This window comes from Streptomyces sp. GQ60, assembly GCF_059758875.1.
Genome location: NZ_JCAXEG010000003.1, coordinates 171130 through 187105, shown reverse-complemented (window position 1 = coordinate 187105; position 15976 = coordinate 171130). Strand labels below are relative to the sequence as shown.

13 protein-coding genes are annotated in these 15976 nt (G+C 73.3%); 8 read left to right on the top strand and 5 right to left on the bottom strand.

Annotated features, from left to right (window positions below; all coding sequences use genetic code 11):
- The first annotated feature begins 148 nt into the window (after positions 1-148).
- Positions 149-2872: a DNA polymerase I gene (polA, locus tag AC6CKD_RS09500; RefSeq protein WP_498326493.1), complete on the top strand. Its 2724-nt coding sequence runs from the start codon at positions 149-151 to the stop codon at positions 2870-2872.
- A gap of 38 nt (positions 2873-2910) precedes the next feature.
- Here the strand turns inward: polA and AC6CKD_RS09495 are convergent, their stop codons facing one another.
- The gene (locus AC6CKD_RS09495; protein ID WP_498326492.1) at positions 2911-3768 is read right to left on the bottom strand and encodes a DUF4184 family protein; all 858 of its coding nucleotides are present in this window, start codon (positions 3766-3768) and stop codon (positions 2911-2913) included.
- A gap of 178 nt (positions 3769-3946) precedes the next feature.
- Between AC6CKD_RS09495 and AC6CKD_RS09490 the strand changes: the two genes are divergently transcribed.
- From AC6CKD_RS09490 to pgfA, 3 genes are all read left to right on the top strand, one after another.
- Positions 3947-5326 (top strand): lytic transglycosylase domain-containing protein, encoded by a 1380-nt coding sequence (locus AC6CKD_RS09490; protein WP_498326490.1) that lies wholly within the window; start codon positions 3947-3949, stop codon positions 5324-5326.
- 313 nt (positions 5327-5639) lie between these two features.
- A complete protein-coding gene (locus AC6CKD_RS09485; protein WP_243338278.1) occupies positions 5640-5780 on the top strand; it encodes an SPW_0924 family protein in 141 nt (46 codons plus the stop codon).
- A 14-nt stretch (positions 5781-5794) separates the two neighbouring features.
- Positions 5795-6772 carry a cell envelope lipid trafficking protein PgfA gene (gene pgfA, locus AC6CKD_RS09480; RefSeq protein WP_498326488.1) on the top strand — a complete coding sequence of 326 codons (978 nt, stop codon included), beginning with the start codon at positions 5795-5797 and terminating at the stop codon, positions 6770-6772.
- Here the strand turns inward: pgfA and hrpB are convergent.
- Complete coding sequence (gene hrpB / locus AC6CKD_RS09475) at positions 6762-9332, bottom strand: ATP-dependent helicase HrpB (protein ID WP_498326487.1); 2571 nt, start codon at positions 9330-9332, stop codon at positions 6762-6764. The two genes, pgfA and hrpB, sit on opposite strands and share 11 nt — an antisense overlap.
- 4 nt (positions 9333-9336) lie before the next feature.
- Complete coding sequence (locus tag AC6CKD_RS09470) at positions 9337-10185, bottom strand: class I SAM-dependent methyltransferase (protein ID WP_498326486.1); 849 nt, start codon at positions 10183-10185, stop codon at positions 9337-9339.
- 358 nt (positions 10186-10543) lie between these two features.
- Here AC6CKD_RS09470 and rpsA point away from each other — a divergent pair, with 358 nt between their 5' ends.
- The 4 genes from rpsA (at position 10544) to AC6CKD_RS09450 (ending at position 14820) form a co-directional block, all read left to right on the top strand.
- Positions 10544-12064: a 30S ribosomal protein S1 gene (rpsA, locus tag AC6CKD_RS09465; RefSeq protein WP_327307303.1), complete on the top strand. Its 1521-nt coding sequence runs from the start codon at positions 10544-10546 to the stop codon at positions 12062-12064.
- 194 nt (positions 12065-12258) lie between these two features.
- Complete coding sequence (locus tag AC6CKD_RS09460; RefSeq protein WP_498326485.1) at positions 12259-13197, top strand: PAC2 family protein; 939 nt, start codon at positions 12259-12261, stop codon at positions 13195-13197.
- A gap of 124 nt (positions 13198-13321) precedes the next feature.
- Positions 13322-13942, top strand: a complete 621-nt coding sequence (gene coaE / locus AC6CKD_RS09455; protein WP_498326484.1) for a dephospho-CoA kinase — start codon at positions 13322-13324, stop codon at positions 13940-13942.
- Positions 13943-14424: 482 nt separating this feature from the next.
- A complete protein-coding gene (locus AC6CKD_RS09450) occupies positions 14425-14820 on the top strand; it encodes a tetratricopeptide repeat protein (RefSeq protein ID WP_478684706.1) in 396 nt (131 codons plus the stop codon).
- A 17-nt stretch (positions 14821-14837) separates the two neighbouring features.
- Here AC6CKD_RS09450 and AC6CKD_RS09445 read toward each other — a convergent pair whose 3' ends face one another.
- Entirely contained in the window at positions 14838-15173 is a 336-nt protein-coding gene (locus tag AC6CKD_RS09445) for a DUF6343 family protein (RefSeq protein ID WP_498326483.1), read from the bottom strand.
- A 15-nt stretch (positions 15174-15188) separates the two neighbouring features.
- A complete protein-coding gene (locus AC6CKD_RS09440; RefSeq protein ID WP_498326481.1) occupies positions 15189-15845 on the bottom strand; it encodes a hypothetical protein in 657 nt (218 codons plus the stop codon).
- Between the last annotated feature and the right edge of the window lie 131 nt (positions 15846-15976).

The following is a 15976-nucleotide window of genomic DNA, read 5'->3' as shown; positions in this document are numbered from 1 at the left end:
CGCCCCGTCCGCGGCGCCGACGCCGGATTTGACCGGCGGCCCGGGCGGCGGCCGGGGCGGGCGGCTCGGGCGGCTGCTCCGGGCGGTCCCTTCGGCCGGCAGCGCAGCCCGTCCGGATTTGTCGGTGGCGGCGCCTAGGATCGGGGGCGTGGCAGATTCAGCATCGAAGAAGACCGACCAGCCGACCGCAGCGGACCGCCCCCGCCTGATGCTCATGGACGGGCACTCCCTGGCGTACCGGGCGTTCTTCGCGCTGCCCGCGGAGAATTTCACCACCGCGACGGGGCAGCCGACCAACGCCATCTACGGGTTCGCGTCGATGCTGGCGAACACGCTGCGCGACGAGGCGCCCACGCACTTCGCGGTGGCGTTCGACGTGTCCCGCAAGACGTGGCGCTCGGCGGAGTTCCCCGAGTACAAGGCGAACCGCTCCAAGACCCCCGACGAGTTCAAGGGGCAGGTGGAGCTGATCGGCGAGCTCCTCGACGCGATGAGCGTGCCGCGCTTCGCGGTCGACGGCTTCGAGGCCGACGACGTGATCGCGACGCTCGCCACGCAGGCCGAGGCCCTCGGCTTCGACGTGCTGATCGTCACCGGTGACCGGGACTCCTTCCAGCTCGTCTCCGAGCACACGACCGTGCTCTACCCGACCAAGGGCGTCTCCGAGCTCACCCGCTTCACCCCGGAGAAGGTCGAGGAGAAGTACGGACTCACCCCGCAGCAGTACCCGGACTTCGCGGCGCTGCGCGGCGACCCGTCCGACAACCTCCCCGGCATCCCGGGCGTCGGCGAGAAGACCGCCGCCAAGTGGATCACCCAGTTCGGGTCGTTCGCGGAGCTCGTCGAGCGTGCCGAGGAGGTCAAGGGCAAGGCCGGGCAGAACTTCCGCGACCACCTGGACGCCGTGAAGCTCAACCGGGTCCTGACCGAGATGGTCAAGGACGTCGCCCTGCCCAAGACCCCCGCCGACCTGGTCCGCGCCCCCTACGACCGGACGGCCGTCACCGGAGTCCTGGACGTACTGGAGATCCGCAACGCCTCCCTGCGCGAGCGGCTGCTCGCCGTCGACCCGGGCGCCGCCGAGGAGCAGGACCCGGCCCCGGTGGCCGCCGCCGTCGAGCTGGACGGCTCCGTGCTCGGCGCCGGCGAGCTCGCGCCGTGGCTGGAGAGCCACGCGGGCGCCCCGCTCGGCATCTCCACCGTCGACAGCTGGGCGCTCGGCACCGGCAACGTCTCCGAGATCGCGCTGGCCTCGGCCGGCGGAGCGGCCGCCTGGTTCGAGCCGTCCGCCCTGGACGAGGCCGACGAGCGGGCCTTCGCCGCCTGGGCCGCCGACGCCGCCAAGCCCAAGGTGGTCCACAACGCCAAGGCCCTGATGCGGGTCTTCCCGGAGCACGGCTGGATCCTGGCCGGCGTGGCCATGGACACCGCGCTCGCCGCCTACCTGGTCAAGCCGGGCCGCCGCTCCTTCGCGCTGGACGTGCTCTCCCAGGAGTACCTGCACCGGGAGCTGGCACCCGCCGCCGCCGACGGGCAGCTCGCCTTCGGCGCCGACGACACCGCCGAGGCCGAGGCCCTGATGGCGCAGGCCCGCGCCGTCCTGGACCTCGGCGACGCCTTCGCGGTGAAGCTGCCCGAGGTGGGTGCGGCCGAGCTGCTCCACGACATGGAGCTGCCCACGTCCGAGCTGCTGGCCCGCCTGGAGCGGGCCGGCATCGCCGTCGACCGGAGCCATCTCGAAGCGATGGAGCAGCAGTTCGCCGCCGCCGTGCAGCAGGCGGTGAAGGAGGCGCACGCGGCGGTGGGCCACGAGTTCAACCTCGGCTCGCCCAAGCAGCTCCAGGAGGTCTTCTTCGGCGAGCTGGACCTGCCGAAGACGAAGAAGACCAAGACCGGCTACACCACGGACGCCGACGCGCTGGCCTGGCTGGCCACCCAGACCGACCACGAGCTGCCCGTGCTCATGCTCCGCCACCGGGAGCAGGCCAAGCTGCGCGTCACCGTCGAGGGCCTGGTCAAGATGATCGCCGCCGACGGCCGGGTGCACACCAGCTTCAGCCAGACCGTCGCCGCGACCGGCCGGCTGTCCTCCACCGACCCCAACCTGCAGAACGTGCCGGTGCGCACCGACGAGGGCCGGGCCATCCGCCGCGGATTCGTCGTCGGCGAGGGCTACGAATCCCTCATGACCGCCGACTACAGCCAGATCGAGCTGCGCGTCATGGCCCACCTCTCCGAGGACGAGGGCCTGCTCGAAGCCTTCCAGTCGGGCGAGGACCTGCACACCACCGTCGCCTCCCAGGTGTTCGGCGTCGAGCGCTCCGAGGTCGACGCCGAGATGCGGCGCAAGATCAAGGCCATGTCCTACGGTCTGGCCTACGGGCTCTCCGCGTTCGGCCTCGCACAGCAGCTGAACATCGCGCCCGGCGAGGCCGGCGGCCTGATGGAGACCTTCTTCCAGCGCTTCGGCGGAGTCCGGGACTACCTGGGCCGCGTCGTCGAGGAGGCCCGCGCCACCGGCTACACGGCGACGGTCTTCGGCCGCCGCCGCTACCTCCCGGACCTCAACAGCGACAACCGCCAGCGCCGCGAGGCCGCCGAGCGGATGGCGCTGAACGCGCCGATCCAGGGCACCGCCGCCGACATCGTCAAGGTCGCGATGCTGCGCGTGGACAAGGCGATCACCGGGGCCGGGCTGAAGTCGCGGATGCTGCTCCAGGTCCACGACGAAATCGTGCTGGAGATCGCGCCCGGAGAGCGCGAGCAGGTGGAGGAGCTGGTGCGCCGCGAGATGGGCGCCGCCGTCGACCTGCGGGCCCCGCTGGACGTGTCCGTGGGGGTCGGCCCCGACTGGGAGTCCGCCGCGCACTGATCCCCGGCCCCCGTGGCCCGCGCAGCGCCCGTCCCCGCCTACGCGGTGGGGACGGGCGTTCTCGCGTCCGCGTCCGCGTCCGACCGGTCGCGGACCCGCCGGTGGCGCAGCCGCACGAGGGCCCCGTACAGCAGCAGCCCCGCGGCGAGACCGCCGCCCGCGCCGAAACAGACGGTCGGGATGATGTCGAGCGGGGTGCGGATCCGGTCGAAGAAGGTGAAGAAGCGCAGCACGCGCAGGGTGACCACGACCGCCACGCACCCGAGGACCAGCGCGAGCGCACCCCACACCTCGGCCCGGCCGAGCACCGGGACGGACGCGGGCGGCGGCGAGTCCGGCAGCCGGCGCAGCGCGGTCGCCGTGAACCAGAGCAGGAAGAAGGCCGCGAGTGCCGAAGTCCCGTACTGCAGGTACGAGTAGAGGGGCAGCCCGAAGGCGAGCGGCTCGCCCAGCTCCGGCAGGGTGCGCGTGCCGAAGCGGTCGACGTGCGTGAAGGCGTCCCACACCACGTGGGTGAGGGAGCCGATGACCGCCGAGAGGTAGAACCAGAGGGCCAGCGCGGGCAGTCGGCGCCCGCGCCACTCCTCGCCCCGGACGAACGCGTGCACCCTGCCCTGCCGGCCGCGGGGCAGGAGCGCGATCAGCGGCTCGCGCAACAGCAGCCAGCACGCCGCGAGCACGGCGGTGAGTACCGCGTCGGCGGTCAGGATCCCGGGCAGCGAGTGCGTGAAGGTGCCGTACGGCTTGAGGCCCGAGACGACCGTGTCGGCGAAGTAGAAGGTGTCCGGCGCGAAGGACCCGAGGACCAGGGCCGACCCGACGAGGGGGCCTCGCGCACGACCGGACCGGCGGAGGGCGGGCAGTACGGCAGCCGCATGGCTGAGGGTGAACGGCATGGGACCTTGTCTCGGGGCTCGGCTCACCGACCGGTGCGGGTCGGTGCGATCGGTGGATCCAGTATGGGTGGCCGACGGAACTCGTGAGGAAATCATGAATTCCCACCCACGATGCGTGCCCTGTCCAGCGAGTTGACATAGGGTCACGCGGACGTCGAGGGGGAGGGGGGTCCAGCTCATGACGGCTCGGATTCGGATACCGGGGCGCGCGTCCGCGGGGACACCGACGCGGTTCGGCCGGGTGGTGCGCAAGGGCGGGGCCGCCGTGCTCGTCTCCGCTCTCGTGGCCGCCGTGCTGACCGCCTCGCAGGGACCGGTCGCGGCCGGCGCGGACGCGGCACCGGTCGCTGAGCCGGCGCCCGCACCCGTGCCCGACGCCTCCGCGGGGGACGGCTCCTACTTCACCGCCCTGCCGCCGCTGGTGAGCCCGGAGCCGCCGGCCGTGCTGCTGCCCGAGGACGGGGCGACGCCGCCGCCCGCGGCGCCGGCCGCCGCCGACCCGGGGCCGCGCAACGAGCCCGTGGCCATGGGCGGGAGGGAGGGCGCGCAGGGGATACCGGCGAGCGTGCTCGCCGCCTACCGCAACGCGGAGCAGACGGTCGGCGGGAACGACCCCGGATGCGGACTGCGCTGGCAGCTCCTCGCGGCGATCGGCAAGGTCGAGTCGGGTCAGGCGCGCGGCGGCCAGGTCGACACGGCGGGCAGGACGCTGCGGCCGATCCTGGGCCCCGTGCTCGACGGCAACGGCTTCGCGAACATCTCGGACACCGACGGCGGGGCCTACGACGGGGACGCGCGCTACGACCGGGCGATCGGGCCGATGCAGTTCATCCCGTCCACGTGGGCCTCGTGGGGCCAGGACGCCAACGGCGACGGCCGGCGCGACCCCAACAACGTGCACGACGCCGCTCTCGCGGCCGGCCGCTACCTGTGTGCCGGTACGCGTGACCTGCGGGTGGACGCGGATCTGGACCGGGCCGTGCTGTCGTACAACCACTCCTCCGCGTACCTGCGGACGGTGCGGTCGTGGTTCACGTACTACCTGAAGGGCACGCACGAGGTCCCGGACGGCCGGGGGCGCGGCAGCGGTGGCGGCGGCACCCCGGTGGTGACACCTCCGAAGCCGAGCCCGAGCCCGACACCCACGCCTTCCCCGGCGCCTACGCCGAAGCCGACTCTGCCCCCCAGTCCGACTCCGAGCCCGAAGCCGACGCCGACGCCGAGCCCGACGCCTTCGCCGACGCCGACGCCGACGCCGACGCCGAGCCCGACGCCCACGCCGAGCCCGACGCCTTCGCCGAAACCGACGCCGAGCCCCACGCCGACGCCGAGCCCGACGCCGACGCCGAGCCCGACGCCCACCCCCACCCCGACGCCCACGCCGAGCCCGACGCAGGCACCTACGCCCGCGCCCGCTCCGAAGCCCACGGCTTCCGTCTCCCCGTCGCCGAAGCCCAAGCCGTCGCCGTCCGCCGCCGCGTCCGCGTCCGCCGCCGCGTCCGCGTCCGCTGCCGCGTCCGCGTCCGCTGCCGCGCCGGCGCCCACGCCGACCCGCTGACGCGCACCGCCTCCCGCCGCCCCCCGAGCGGGGGCGGGGGCCCCGGAGTGACCCCGCTCGGCCCGGGCCGAGGCGCGGGCCGCCCCCGGCCGCCCCCGGCGGCGCCGTCGCCGCGAATCCGGGGGCCGCGTGCGAGCCGGGCACCGGCCGTCCGGACCTGGTGCGTTCCCGCCACGACGGCGACGGCGTCCAGGCCGTCACCGGCCCACCGCGAGGTCCCCGCGCGAGCAGTGGCGCAAACGGTTCTCATCTGTCACCCGCATTGCTACGGTGCCACCGCCCTGACGACCAATCAGATTCCGGAGGCCCCGGCATGCGCGCATTCGTCGCCGCCGCCAGCGGTCTCGTCCTCGCGGTGCTCCTCGTCTTCGCCATCACGGCGACGGGGGCGCCGGAAGGCAAGACCTCACCGAAGCCCCTGCTCACCACCGCGCCCGCCGCGCCCGGAAAGTAGAGGAGGGCCCGGCCATGCGACGCAGAGCAAGCCTCGTCCTGCTAGCCGTAGCCGTGTTCTGTGCAGCTCTCGCACCGCTGCTGCGCTGGTACGCGTACCCCAGGCTCGCGAAGATCCCGCCGAACCAGTACCAGGAGATGGTGCTGGAGGCGAAGGACGCCACCCTCATCGACTACGCCACCCTGCAGCCCAAGAAGGTCGACAAGGTCACCATCGTCCAGACCCTCAAGGGCAACGTCGAGGCGTCGAGGGCGATCGAGGCCAGCGCCGGCAAGGACGTGGTGGTCTGGGACACGCTGACGCACATCATGGACCCGGACGGGAAGATGGTCTCCCAGATCCCGGAGCGCTACATCTTCGACGCGCACAGCCAGGACCCCGTGCATGCCACCGGCGAGGCGGTCGACGGGGACCCGGTCAAGCGCGAGGGGATCGAGTTCAAGTGGCCGTTCTTCACCGAGCCGCGCGACTACCTCTACTTCGACCAGCAGACGCGCACCTCCTCGCCCATCCACTACGTGGGTCCGCGCACGTTCAAGGGCATGGACGTCTACTACTTCGAGCAGACCGTTCCGTGGACGAAGGTCGGCCTGCCGAAGAAGATGCCGATCGAGGCCATCGACCCGGCGACGTTCGAGCAGACCACCGGAACCAGCCTGTGGTACTCGACCAAGGCGAAGTTCTGGGTCGACCCGGTGACCGGGGCGCCCGTCAACGCCGAGCAGGAGATCCAGCAGGAGATGCGCGGCGGGAGCATCGCGGGCAGCGCGCCCGACGGGAAGCTCACCGTGTTCGCCGGGCACGTGAAGATCCGCGAGGACTACAGCGACTACACCGTCGACCTCGTCAAGTCGAACCGGATCATGGTCCTCGCGCTGCACACGTACGCCCCGATCGGGCTGGCGGCCGGCGGGCTCGCGCTCTTCGGGCTCGCGCTGTTGCTGGAGGCGCGCGGCCGGCGCCCCGAGCGGGAGGGGCCGCTCAGCGCTTGAGCCGGGCGTTGGTGTGCCGGGTGGGCTCGGCGGTCGCCGGGTCCTCGGGCCACGGGTGCTTGGGGTAGCGGCCGCGGAGCTCGGCGCGGACGGCGCGGTAGCCGCCCTGCCAGAAGGAGGCCAGGTCGGCGGTGACCGCGGCGGGCCGGCCGGCGGGCGACAGGAGATGGACCAGTACGGGGACCCCGGCGACCCGGGGGGTCTCGGCCAGCCCGAACAGCTCCTGGAGCTTGACCGCCAGCACGGGCTGCCCGTGCTCGGCCGCGTAGTCGACGCGGATCCGGGAGCCGCTGGGCACCTCGATCCGCTCCGGGGCCAGCTCGTCGAGCCGGGCGGCCTCGCCGGTGGCCCAGGGCAGCAGCCGGTTCAGGGCCTGCCCGGCGTCGATCCGCGCGAGGTCACCGCGCCGGCGGGCCCGTGACAGTTCGGGCTCCAGCCAGTCGTCGGCCCGCTCCAGCAGATCCGCGTCGTCCGCCACGTCGGGCCAGGGCGGGCCGAGGGTGCGGTGCAGGAAGCCGACCCGGGCCCGCAGTGCCCGCGCGTCCGGGGTCCAGCGCAGCAGGCCGAGCCCCTCGGTGCGCAGTCCGTCGAGCAGTGCGGCCCGGACGAGGGCGCGGTCGGGGTCGCGCAGGGGCCGGGCGGTGAGTTCGATGGCGCCGAGGCGGCTGACGCTCCGGGCGACGAGGTCTCCGTCCTCCCAGTGCACCTCTTCGCCCTCGCGGAACAGGTGGGCGGCAGCCGCGCGGCCGGTCTCCTCGTCGATGAGGGCTCCGAGCCGGACGCGGGCGGACGCGGAGTGCGGCGGCCTGTCGGCGACCGCGACGGCCAGCCAGGGCGCGCGGCGCAGCCCCGACCCCTCGCCGAGCTCGGCGGCGGTTCCGGAGGCCATGAGGAAGGCCCCCTCTCCCTTGGCCCGGGCGACCCGCTCCGGGAACGCGAGCGCGGCCACGAGCCCGGCCGCGGCGTCGTCGGGCAGGGACGGGGTGGTGGACTGCCCCGCAGGGCCGCCTTCCGCCGCCGCGCGCTCCAGGCGGCGGGCCTCCGCGCGCCAGCGCGATGCGTACGGGTCGCCGCCCGCCCGGGCCCGGCGCCAGGCCGCGGCCAGGTCGTCCCCGTACTCCCGCGGCGGCTCCTCGCTGAGCAGGGCCACCAGTTCCGACGATCGTCGCGGGCCCAGCGCGGCGGAGCCGTCGAGGAGGGCGCGGGCGAGGCGCGGGTGCAGGCCGAGGCGGGCCATCCGCAGCCCCCGCGGGGTCGGCCGCCCCGCCGGGGACACCGCGCCCACCGCGAGCAGCACCTCGCGCGCCGCGGCCATGGCCCCGGCCGGCGGCGGATCGAGCAGGGCAAGGCCGGTGGCGTCCGGGTCGCCCCAGCAGGCGGCCTGGAGGGCGAACTGCGCGAGGTCCGCGATCCGGATCTCGGGGGAGGGGTACGCGGGCAGCCGCCCGTCCTCCGCCTCGGCCCAGCAGCGGTACACCGCGCCCGGGGCCTCGCGCCCGGCCCGGCCCGCGCGCTGGCGGCCGGCCGCGCGGGACGCCCGTACGGTGGCCAGCGCTCCCAGGCCCCGGGCGTGGTCGACCCGGGGTTCGCGGGCCAGCCCCGAGTCCACGACGATCCGTACGCCGGGCACGGTCAGGCTGGACTCCGCTACGGCGGTGGAGAGGATGACCCGGCGGTGCGGCGCGGGCGACAGCGCCGCGTCCTGGACGGAGGCCGGGGCGCGGCCGTGTATCTGGAGGACCTCCGCCTCGGCCGCGCCGAGCTGCCCGGCGACCCGGGCGATCTCACCGACGCCGGGCAGGAAGCAGAGGACGTCGCCGGAACGTTCCGCCAGCGCCCGCCGCACCACCGAGGCCACGTGCGTGAGCTGCGCCGGATCCACCCGCATCCCGTGCGGCGGCCGCACCGGGCGGGCCGGCGGGGCCCACACGGTCTCCACCGGGTAGGAGACGCCGGCCGCCTCCACGACGGGGGCGTCACCGGGGCCGCCGTGACCCAGGAGCCGGGCCCAGCCGGCAGCGTCCGTGGTCGCCGAGGCCGCGAGGAGCCGCAGCTCCGGGCGCAGGGCCGCGCGCACGTCCAGGAGGAAGGCGGCGACCGTGTCGGCGTCGAGGTGCCGCTCGTGGCACTCGTCCAGGATCACCAGGTCGGTACCGGAGAGCTCCTGGTCCCGCTGGAGCCGCTGGAGGAGCACCCCGGTGGTGACCACCTCGATCACGGTGGAGGGCCCCGTCACCCGCTCCCCGCGCACGGTGAAGCCCACCGAGGCGCCGACCTGCTCGCCGAGGAGGTGGGCCATCCGCCGGGCCGCCGCGCGGGCGGCGATCCGGCGGGGTTCGGCGACCACGACGCGGCGGCGCGGCCCGGGCGCCGATCCACTGCCGGCCGGCCCCACCAGCCCCGCCAGTACCAGCGGCACCAGCGTGGTCTTGCCGGTGCCGGGCGGGGCGCAGAGCACGGCGGCGCCGTGGGCGTCGAGCGCCGAGACGAGCGCGGGCAGGGCTTCCCGTACGGGAAGGGAGTCGAGGGCGGCCGTACGGATCGCGCGCTGTCCCGTCACCGGCTCAGTCCCGCTCGCACACGAAGATCGCCGTACCGGGGATGAGGTTGCCGCGCAGCGGGGACCAGCCGCCCCACTCCTGGCTGTTCCACGCGGGCCATTCCGGCTCGACCAGGTCCACGAGGCGGAAGCCGCCCGCGACCACGTCCCGTACCCGGTCGCCGAGGGTGCGGTGGTGCTCCACGTATACGGCGCGGCCCTGCTCGTCCTGCTCCACGTAAGGGGTGCGGTCGAAGTAGGAGGCGGCGACGGACAGGCCCTCGGGGCCCGGCTCGTCGGGGAAGGCCCAGCGAATGGGGTGGGTGACGGAGAAGACCCAGCGGCCGCCGGGGCGCAGGACGCGGCGCACCTCGCGCATGACGTTCACGGGGTCGGCGACGAAGGGGACGGCCCCGTAGGCCGAGCAGGCGAGGTCGAAGGAGGCGTCGCGGAAGGGAAGGCGGCCGGCGTCGGCCTCGACCAGGGGAACGTCCTCGCCGATCCGCAGGGCGTGCTGGAGCTGGCGGTGGGAGAGGTCCAGGGCGACGGGGCGGGCGCCCCGGGCGGCCAGCCAGCGCGAGCACTGGGCGGCGCCGGCGCCGATCTCCAGGACGTCCTTGCCCTTGAGGGAGGCGGCGGGGCCGAGCAGGGCCGCTTCCGCCTCGTCCAGGCCCTCGGGGCCCCAGACGAAGCGGTCGTCGCCGAGGAACGCGCCGTGTTCGCTCTGGTACTCGTCGGCGTTGCGGTCCCACCAGCCCCGGCTCGCCCGGCTGCTCTCCGCTTCTCCCGCGTCACGCCGCGTGGCCTCGGAATCGTCATCGGCGGCCGATCCGGCGTCGTACGCCGCTTCGGGGGCGCAGTCCTCTTGGTTCATGGGGCCCGTCGTCGTAGTCTGCGAATGTCTGCGGAGAGCGGGCTGGAAGGGCCATCGGCACCTGCCCGCCCGTTAATTGTGCCGGTTGTGCGGTGATCCGCCCGGGGTGTGCGCCTTCGCGCATTGACCCTGTCCGGCTGCCCCCGTATGCTACAAGTTGCGCTGCGAGCCTGTGCTCCTCAGACCTAGCAGGCTGCGCTTGTATCTGTCGATGTCCCCTCGGTTTTCGAGGCCCCCACCCCGCATTTCGCGGAACTGGGGCTTCCTTGGCTGTCCGGCTTCTTCGGCAGATGCCGATAAGGGCTCCCGGCGTAGCAGTACCTACGACTTTCTGTCCGTAACCGGAGCCCTTTCCCACATGACGAGCAGCACCGAGACCACCGCCACCACTCCGCAGGTTGCGGTCAACGACATCGGCGACGCGGACGCGTTCCTCGCGGCGATCGACGCGACGATCAAGTACTTCAACGATGGCGACATCGTCGACGGCGTCATCGTCAAGGTTGACCGGGACGAGGTTCTCCTCGACATCGGTTACAAGACCGAAGGCGTCATCCCGAGCCGCGAGCTCTCGATCAAGCACGACGTCGACCCGAACGAGGTCGTCAAGGTCGGCGACGAGATCGAGGCCCTGGTTCTCCAGAAGGAGGACAAGGAAGGCCGCCTGATCCTCTCGAAGAAGCGCGCTCAGTACGAGCGTGCCTGGGGCACCATCGAGAAGATCAAGGAAGAAGACGGCATCGTCACCGGTACCGTCATCGAGGTCGTCAAGGGTGGTCTCATCCTGGACATCGGCCTCCGCGGCTTCCTGCCGGCCTCTCTCGTCGAGATGCGTCGCGTCCGCGACCTCCAGCCCTACGTGGGCAAGGAGCTCGAGGCCAAGATCATCGAGCTGGACAAGAACCGCAACAACGTGGTCCTGTCCCGCCGCGCCTGGCTCGAGCAGACCCAGTCCGAGGTTCGCCAGACGTTCCTCACCACCCTGCAGAAGGGTCAGGTCCGCTCCGGCGTCGTTTCCTCGATCGTCAACTTCGGTGCCTTCGTGGACCTGGGTGGCGTCGACGGTCTCGTGCACGTCTCCGAGCTGTCCTGGAAGCACATCGACCACCCGTCCGAGGTTGTCGAGGTCGGCCAGGAAGTCACCGTCGAGGTCCTCGACGTCGACATGGACCGCGAGCGCGTCTCCCTGTCGCTGAAGGCGACGCAGGAAGACCCGTGGCAGCAGTTCGCCCGGACGCACCAGATCGGTCAGGTCGTCCCGGGTAAGGTCACCAAGCTGGTTCCGTTCGGTGCGTTCGTCCGCGTGGACGAGGGCATCGAGGGTCTGGTCCACATCTCCGAGCTGGCCGAGCGCCACGTGGAGATCCCGGAGCAGGTCGTCCAGGTCAACGACGAGATCTTCGTCAAGGTCATCGACATCGACCTCGAGCGTCGCCGGATCTCGCTGTCCCTGAAGCAGGCCAACGAGTCCTTCGGTGCCGACCCGGCCTCGGTCGAGTTCGACCCGACCCTCTACGGTATGGCTGCCTCGTACGACGACGCGGGCAACTACATCTACCCCGAGGGCTTCGACCCCGAGACCAACGACTGGCTCGAGGGCTTCGACAAGCAGCGCGAAGCCTGGGAGGGCCAGTACGCCGAGGCGCAGACGCGCTTCGAGCAGCACCAGGCCCAGGTCATCAAGAGCCGCGAGGCCGACGAGGCCGCCGCTGCCGAGGGTGCGGCCGCTCCGGCCGCGGGCAGCAGCAGCAGCAGCGCCGGTGCGGGCATCTCGGGCGGTTCGTACTCCTCCGAGGGTGCGGACGAGACCTCTGGCGCCCTGGCGTCGGACGAGGCCCTGGCCGCGCTCCGCGAGAAGCTGGCCGGCGGCCAGAGCTGATCGCAGCAGCACGGCGTGAGCTGAGCTGATCTTCACCGGTAAGGCCCGTCCCCTCAGGGGGGCGGGCCTTACCGCGTTGTGCGGGCTCGCGCGCCGTGCCCGGGCCGCGATCTCGTGAATACCGTCAACTGGGGAATGGTCACGGGTTCTTGGACGTTCTTGCCAGGGAACGCGGCGGAGGAGGAGTGGTGGCGGTGCTTGATCCACAAGGTTTGTACGAATGGGACGCCAAGGGCCTGGCGGTGGCCGACCTGGCGGTCGCCCAGGACTCGGCCGGACTGGTCATGCTCTACCACTTCGAGGGGTACATAGACGCGGGCGAAACCGGCGAGCAGATCGTCGAGCGGCTGCTCGACACGCTGCCCCACCAGGTCGTGGCCCGGTTCGACGCGGACCGCCTGGTGGACTACCGGGCGCGCCGCCCGCTGCTGACCTTCCAGCGCGACCACTGGACGGAGTTCGAGGCGCCCCAGCTCGAGGTGCGCCTCGTCCAGGACGCCACGGGCGCGCCGTTCCTGCTGCTGTCCGGCCCCGAGCCGGACGTGGAGTGGGAGCGCTTCTGCGTCGCCGTCCGGCAGATCGTCGAGCGCCTGGGCGTGCGGCTCTCGGTCAACTTCCACGGCATCCCCATGGGGGTCCCGCACACCCGGCCCGTCGGGATCACCCCGCACGGCAACCGGACCGACCTCATGCCGGGACACCGCAGCCCCTTCGACGAGGCCCAGGTCCCCGGCAGCGCCGAGTCGCTGGTCGAGTTCCGCCTCGGCCAGGCCGGGCACGACGTGCTGGGCGTCGCCGCCCACGTACCGCACTATGTGGCGCGCTCCCCGTATCCCGACGCCGCGCTGACCGCCCTGGAGGCGATCACCGCCGCGACGGGGCTGGTCCTGCCGTCGGTCGCGCACGCGCTGCGCACCGAGGCGCACCGCACGCAGACGGAGATCGACCGGCAGATCCGGGAGGGCGACGAGGAGCTGGTCAGCCTGGTGCAGGGGCTGGAGCACCAGTACGACGCCGCGGCCGGCGCCGAGACGCGGGGCAACATGATCGCGGAGCCCGCCGAGATTCCGTCGGCGGAAGAGATCGGGCTCGAGTTCGAGCGGTTCCTGGCGGAGCGCGAGGGCGAGGGCTGAGGAGCCGTCTAGGGCGTCTCTTTCGGATCTTGCCGGGCGGCGCGGGCCGGGCAAGATCCGAAAGAGACGGCCTAGGGTCGGGGGTCCGTACGGGCCCCAGGGCGCGGGGGCTAGTCTGCCCGGCATGTTGAAAGTTGGCCTGACAGGCGGAATCGGCGCCGGCAAGAGCGAGGTCTCGCGGCTGCTGGCGGGGTACGGGGCGGTCGTCGTGGACGCCGACCGCATCGCGCGGGAGGCCGTGGAGCCGGGTACGCCCGGGCTCGCGGCGGTGGTGGCGGCCTTCGGGGAGTCCGTACTGACTCCGGAAGGCGGGCTGGACCGGCCGAAGCTGGGCTCGATCGTGTTCGCCGACCCGGCGAAGCTGCGGATCCTCAACGGGATCGTGCATCCGCTGGTCGGGGCCCGGTCCGCCGAGCTGGAAGCCGCCGCGGGACCCGACGCGATCGTGGTGCACGACGTACCGCTGCTCGCCGAGAACGGGCTCGCGCCCCTGTACGACCTGGTCGTCGTCGTGGACGCGGCCCCCGACACCCAGCTCGCCCGGCTCACGGGCTTGCGGGGCATGGAGGAGTCGGAGGCTAGGGCCCGGATGGCCGCGCAGGCCACGCGGGAACAGCGGCTGGCCGTGGCCACGCTCGTGATCGACAACGACGGGCCGCTGGAGGCGCTGGACCCGCAGGTGCGGAAGGTGTGGGAGGAGCTCACGGCGCGGGCCGCCGCCGGCGGCGCGTGTCCTCCGGCCTGACGGGCGGGTGCGGCGGGCCCCTGAGCGGGATCCGGCGGCCCGCGAAGTCGCTGGGAGCCGCTCGGTCTCCCACCCCCGGATCCGCGTCCGCGGACTGGTGAGGGCGGGTACGGCGGCCTCGCCCCCGCGGTCACCGCCACCACCCGGTACGGCCCCCTGCGCGGCGGGGGCAATGCCCGCGCCGAAGCCCTGGCCGACGCCGGCGTGGAGGTCTTCGTCCGAACGTATGACGGACTGATCCACCCCTTCCGCCGCCTCTTCCCGTCTCCCCGGCCACCGGCGGCGACGCTGTCGCCCGCCGTCACCGAGCTGTACACCCAGCTCAGGGAGCGACTCCGCCGTATCCCGCCCGGCGTCGGCGCGGACCGCGCCACCGGTGCACGCGGCGTCAACAGCGAGAACGGAGCGCCGGGCCCCGTGCCCACGGAATAGCGGGCGGTGCGCGAGGCGTTGAACCCGCCCGTAGAGGGAAGGAACAGACCGTGTCCGACACCACGCCGCAGCTCCCGCCGCCGTCGCGGTCCTCGTCGCCCGAGACGCACGTCATCGACTACCGGGCCGCGGAGCAGCTCCTCGCCGCGCGCGACCCGCGCGGTGCGGTGAAGCTGCTCGACTCGGTCATAGCCGCCCACCCGGAGAACACGGCGGCCCGGCTGCTCCGCGCCCGGGCCTTCTTCGCCGCCGCCCAACTGCGGCCGGCGGAGCTGGAGTTCGAGATCGTGCTGGAGCGGGAGCCGGACAACGCGTTCGCCCACTTCGCGCTGGCCCGCACCCACCAGCGCGCCGGCCGGCCGGACCAGGCCCGCAAACACTTCCGCCTCGCGGCCGCCCTCGACCCCCAGCCGGACTACCTGGCGGCGGCCCGCTTCGAGAAGTAGCCGGGCCGGCTCGGGCCTTAGGCGCCGGGGGGCTCGTACGGCGGGACGTCGCGGCCGGGCTGGTAGTGCGGGCCCTGGCGGATGCGGCGCAGCACCACGGCCAGGTCCACGGCCGCGAGCACCGCGACGGCGGCACAGGCCGCGGCCCACCCGGGCCGGGCGGCGAGCGAGAACGCCGCCGCCCCGGCCCCGGCCCAGATCAGCCCCCACAGGCTCAGCCAGAAGCGCAGCCGCAGCGCGCTGCGGGCGGTCACCGGCTCGTTTCCGGTGCGCATGGCCATCACCGCCTCGACCTCGTCGACCTCGTCGCCGTCCCGGCCTCCCCGGCCTCCCCGGCCCTTCCATGGTCCCACCGGGTGCGTGACCCGTCAGGGGTTGAGCTTGTTCACGGCCTTCACGGTCGTCTTCTTGAAGGCGGGGAGGGGGGCCTCGTGCAGGTAGCCCATCTGCCCCCACTTCACGATCGTCACGGTGGAGCCGTCGCGCCCGATGCCGTACAGGTGCACGCCCGGCTCGGATTCCGGCATGGAGGTGTGCACCCCGTAGACGTGCGCGCCTTCCTCGACGGTGAGCTTCCCGTAGTCCTGCCAGGAGGCCGTACCGCCCGGGGTGGTCCGCAGCCAGTCGGCGGCGCAGGCCGCCACCTTGCGCTCCAGGGCCGCCGTGAGCTCGATGGCCGCGGTGCTGGAGGACGTGCGTACGGACACCTGTACCGCGCCCGTGTCGAACTCGGTGGAGAAGTCGCGGTACCAGCTCCCCGCGGCGGGGAGCACGCCGTCCACGCAGAACGGCGCGAACTCGGGCAGCCCCTTGGTGACCTGCCCGGCGTACCAGGCCGAGCTCGGGTGCGGGGGCAGGTCGGTCCCGGCCAGGAAGCCGGGCGCGGTGACGGCGGCGGTGGAGGTGGTGGAGGCGGCCAGGACGAGGGCGGTGGCGGCGGCCGCGGTGGCCGCGAGGACGGCACTGGTCCGGGCGGATCGGGTGGATCGGGCGGTCCCGGTGGATCGGGAGGTGCGTCGGAACATGGTCGGTTCTCCCCGTGTGGTCCGTGATGGTGTAGCGGTGTGTCGAGAAGGCTCTACCCCCGCTCGGGCCGGGGCCTACGGTTCGGGACGAATCCGGGACAATGGAACGGCCGTACACACCGTCAGCTGCG

Coding starts and splice junctions, on each gene's coding strand:
- AC6CKD_RS09495 (WP_498326492.1), bottom strand. CDS start 3,768: ATGCCGTTCACCCTCAGCCATGCGGCTGCCGTACTGCCCGCCCTCCGC.
- AC6CKD_RS09490 (WP_498326490.1), top strand. CDS start 3,947: ATGACGGCTCGGATTCGGATACCGGGGCGCGCGTCCGCGGGGACACCG.
- AC6CKD_RS09485 (WP_243338278.1), top strand. CDS start 5,640: ATGCGCGCATTCGTCGCCGCCGCCAGCGGTCTCGTCCTCGCGGTGCTC.
- pgfA (WP_498326488.1), top strand. CDS start 5,795: ATGCGACGCAGAGCAAGCCTCGTCCTGCTAGCCGTAGCCGTGTTCTGT.
- AC6CKD_RS09470 (WP_498326486.1), bottom strand. CDS start 10,185: ATGAACCAAGAGGACTGCGCCCCCGAAGCGGCGTACGACGCCGGATCG.
- rpsA (WP_327307303.1), top strand. CDS start 10,544: ATGACGAGCAGCACCGAGACCACCGCCACCACTCCGCAGGTTGCGGTC.
- coaE (WP_498326484.1), top strand. CDS start 13,322: ATGTTGAAAGTTGGCCTGACAGGCGGAATCGGCGCCGGCAAGAGCGAG.
- AC6CKD_RS09440 (WP_498326481.1), bottom strand. CDS start 15,845: ATGTTCCGACGCACCTCCCGATCCACCGGGACCGCCCGATCCACCCGA.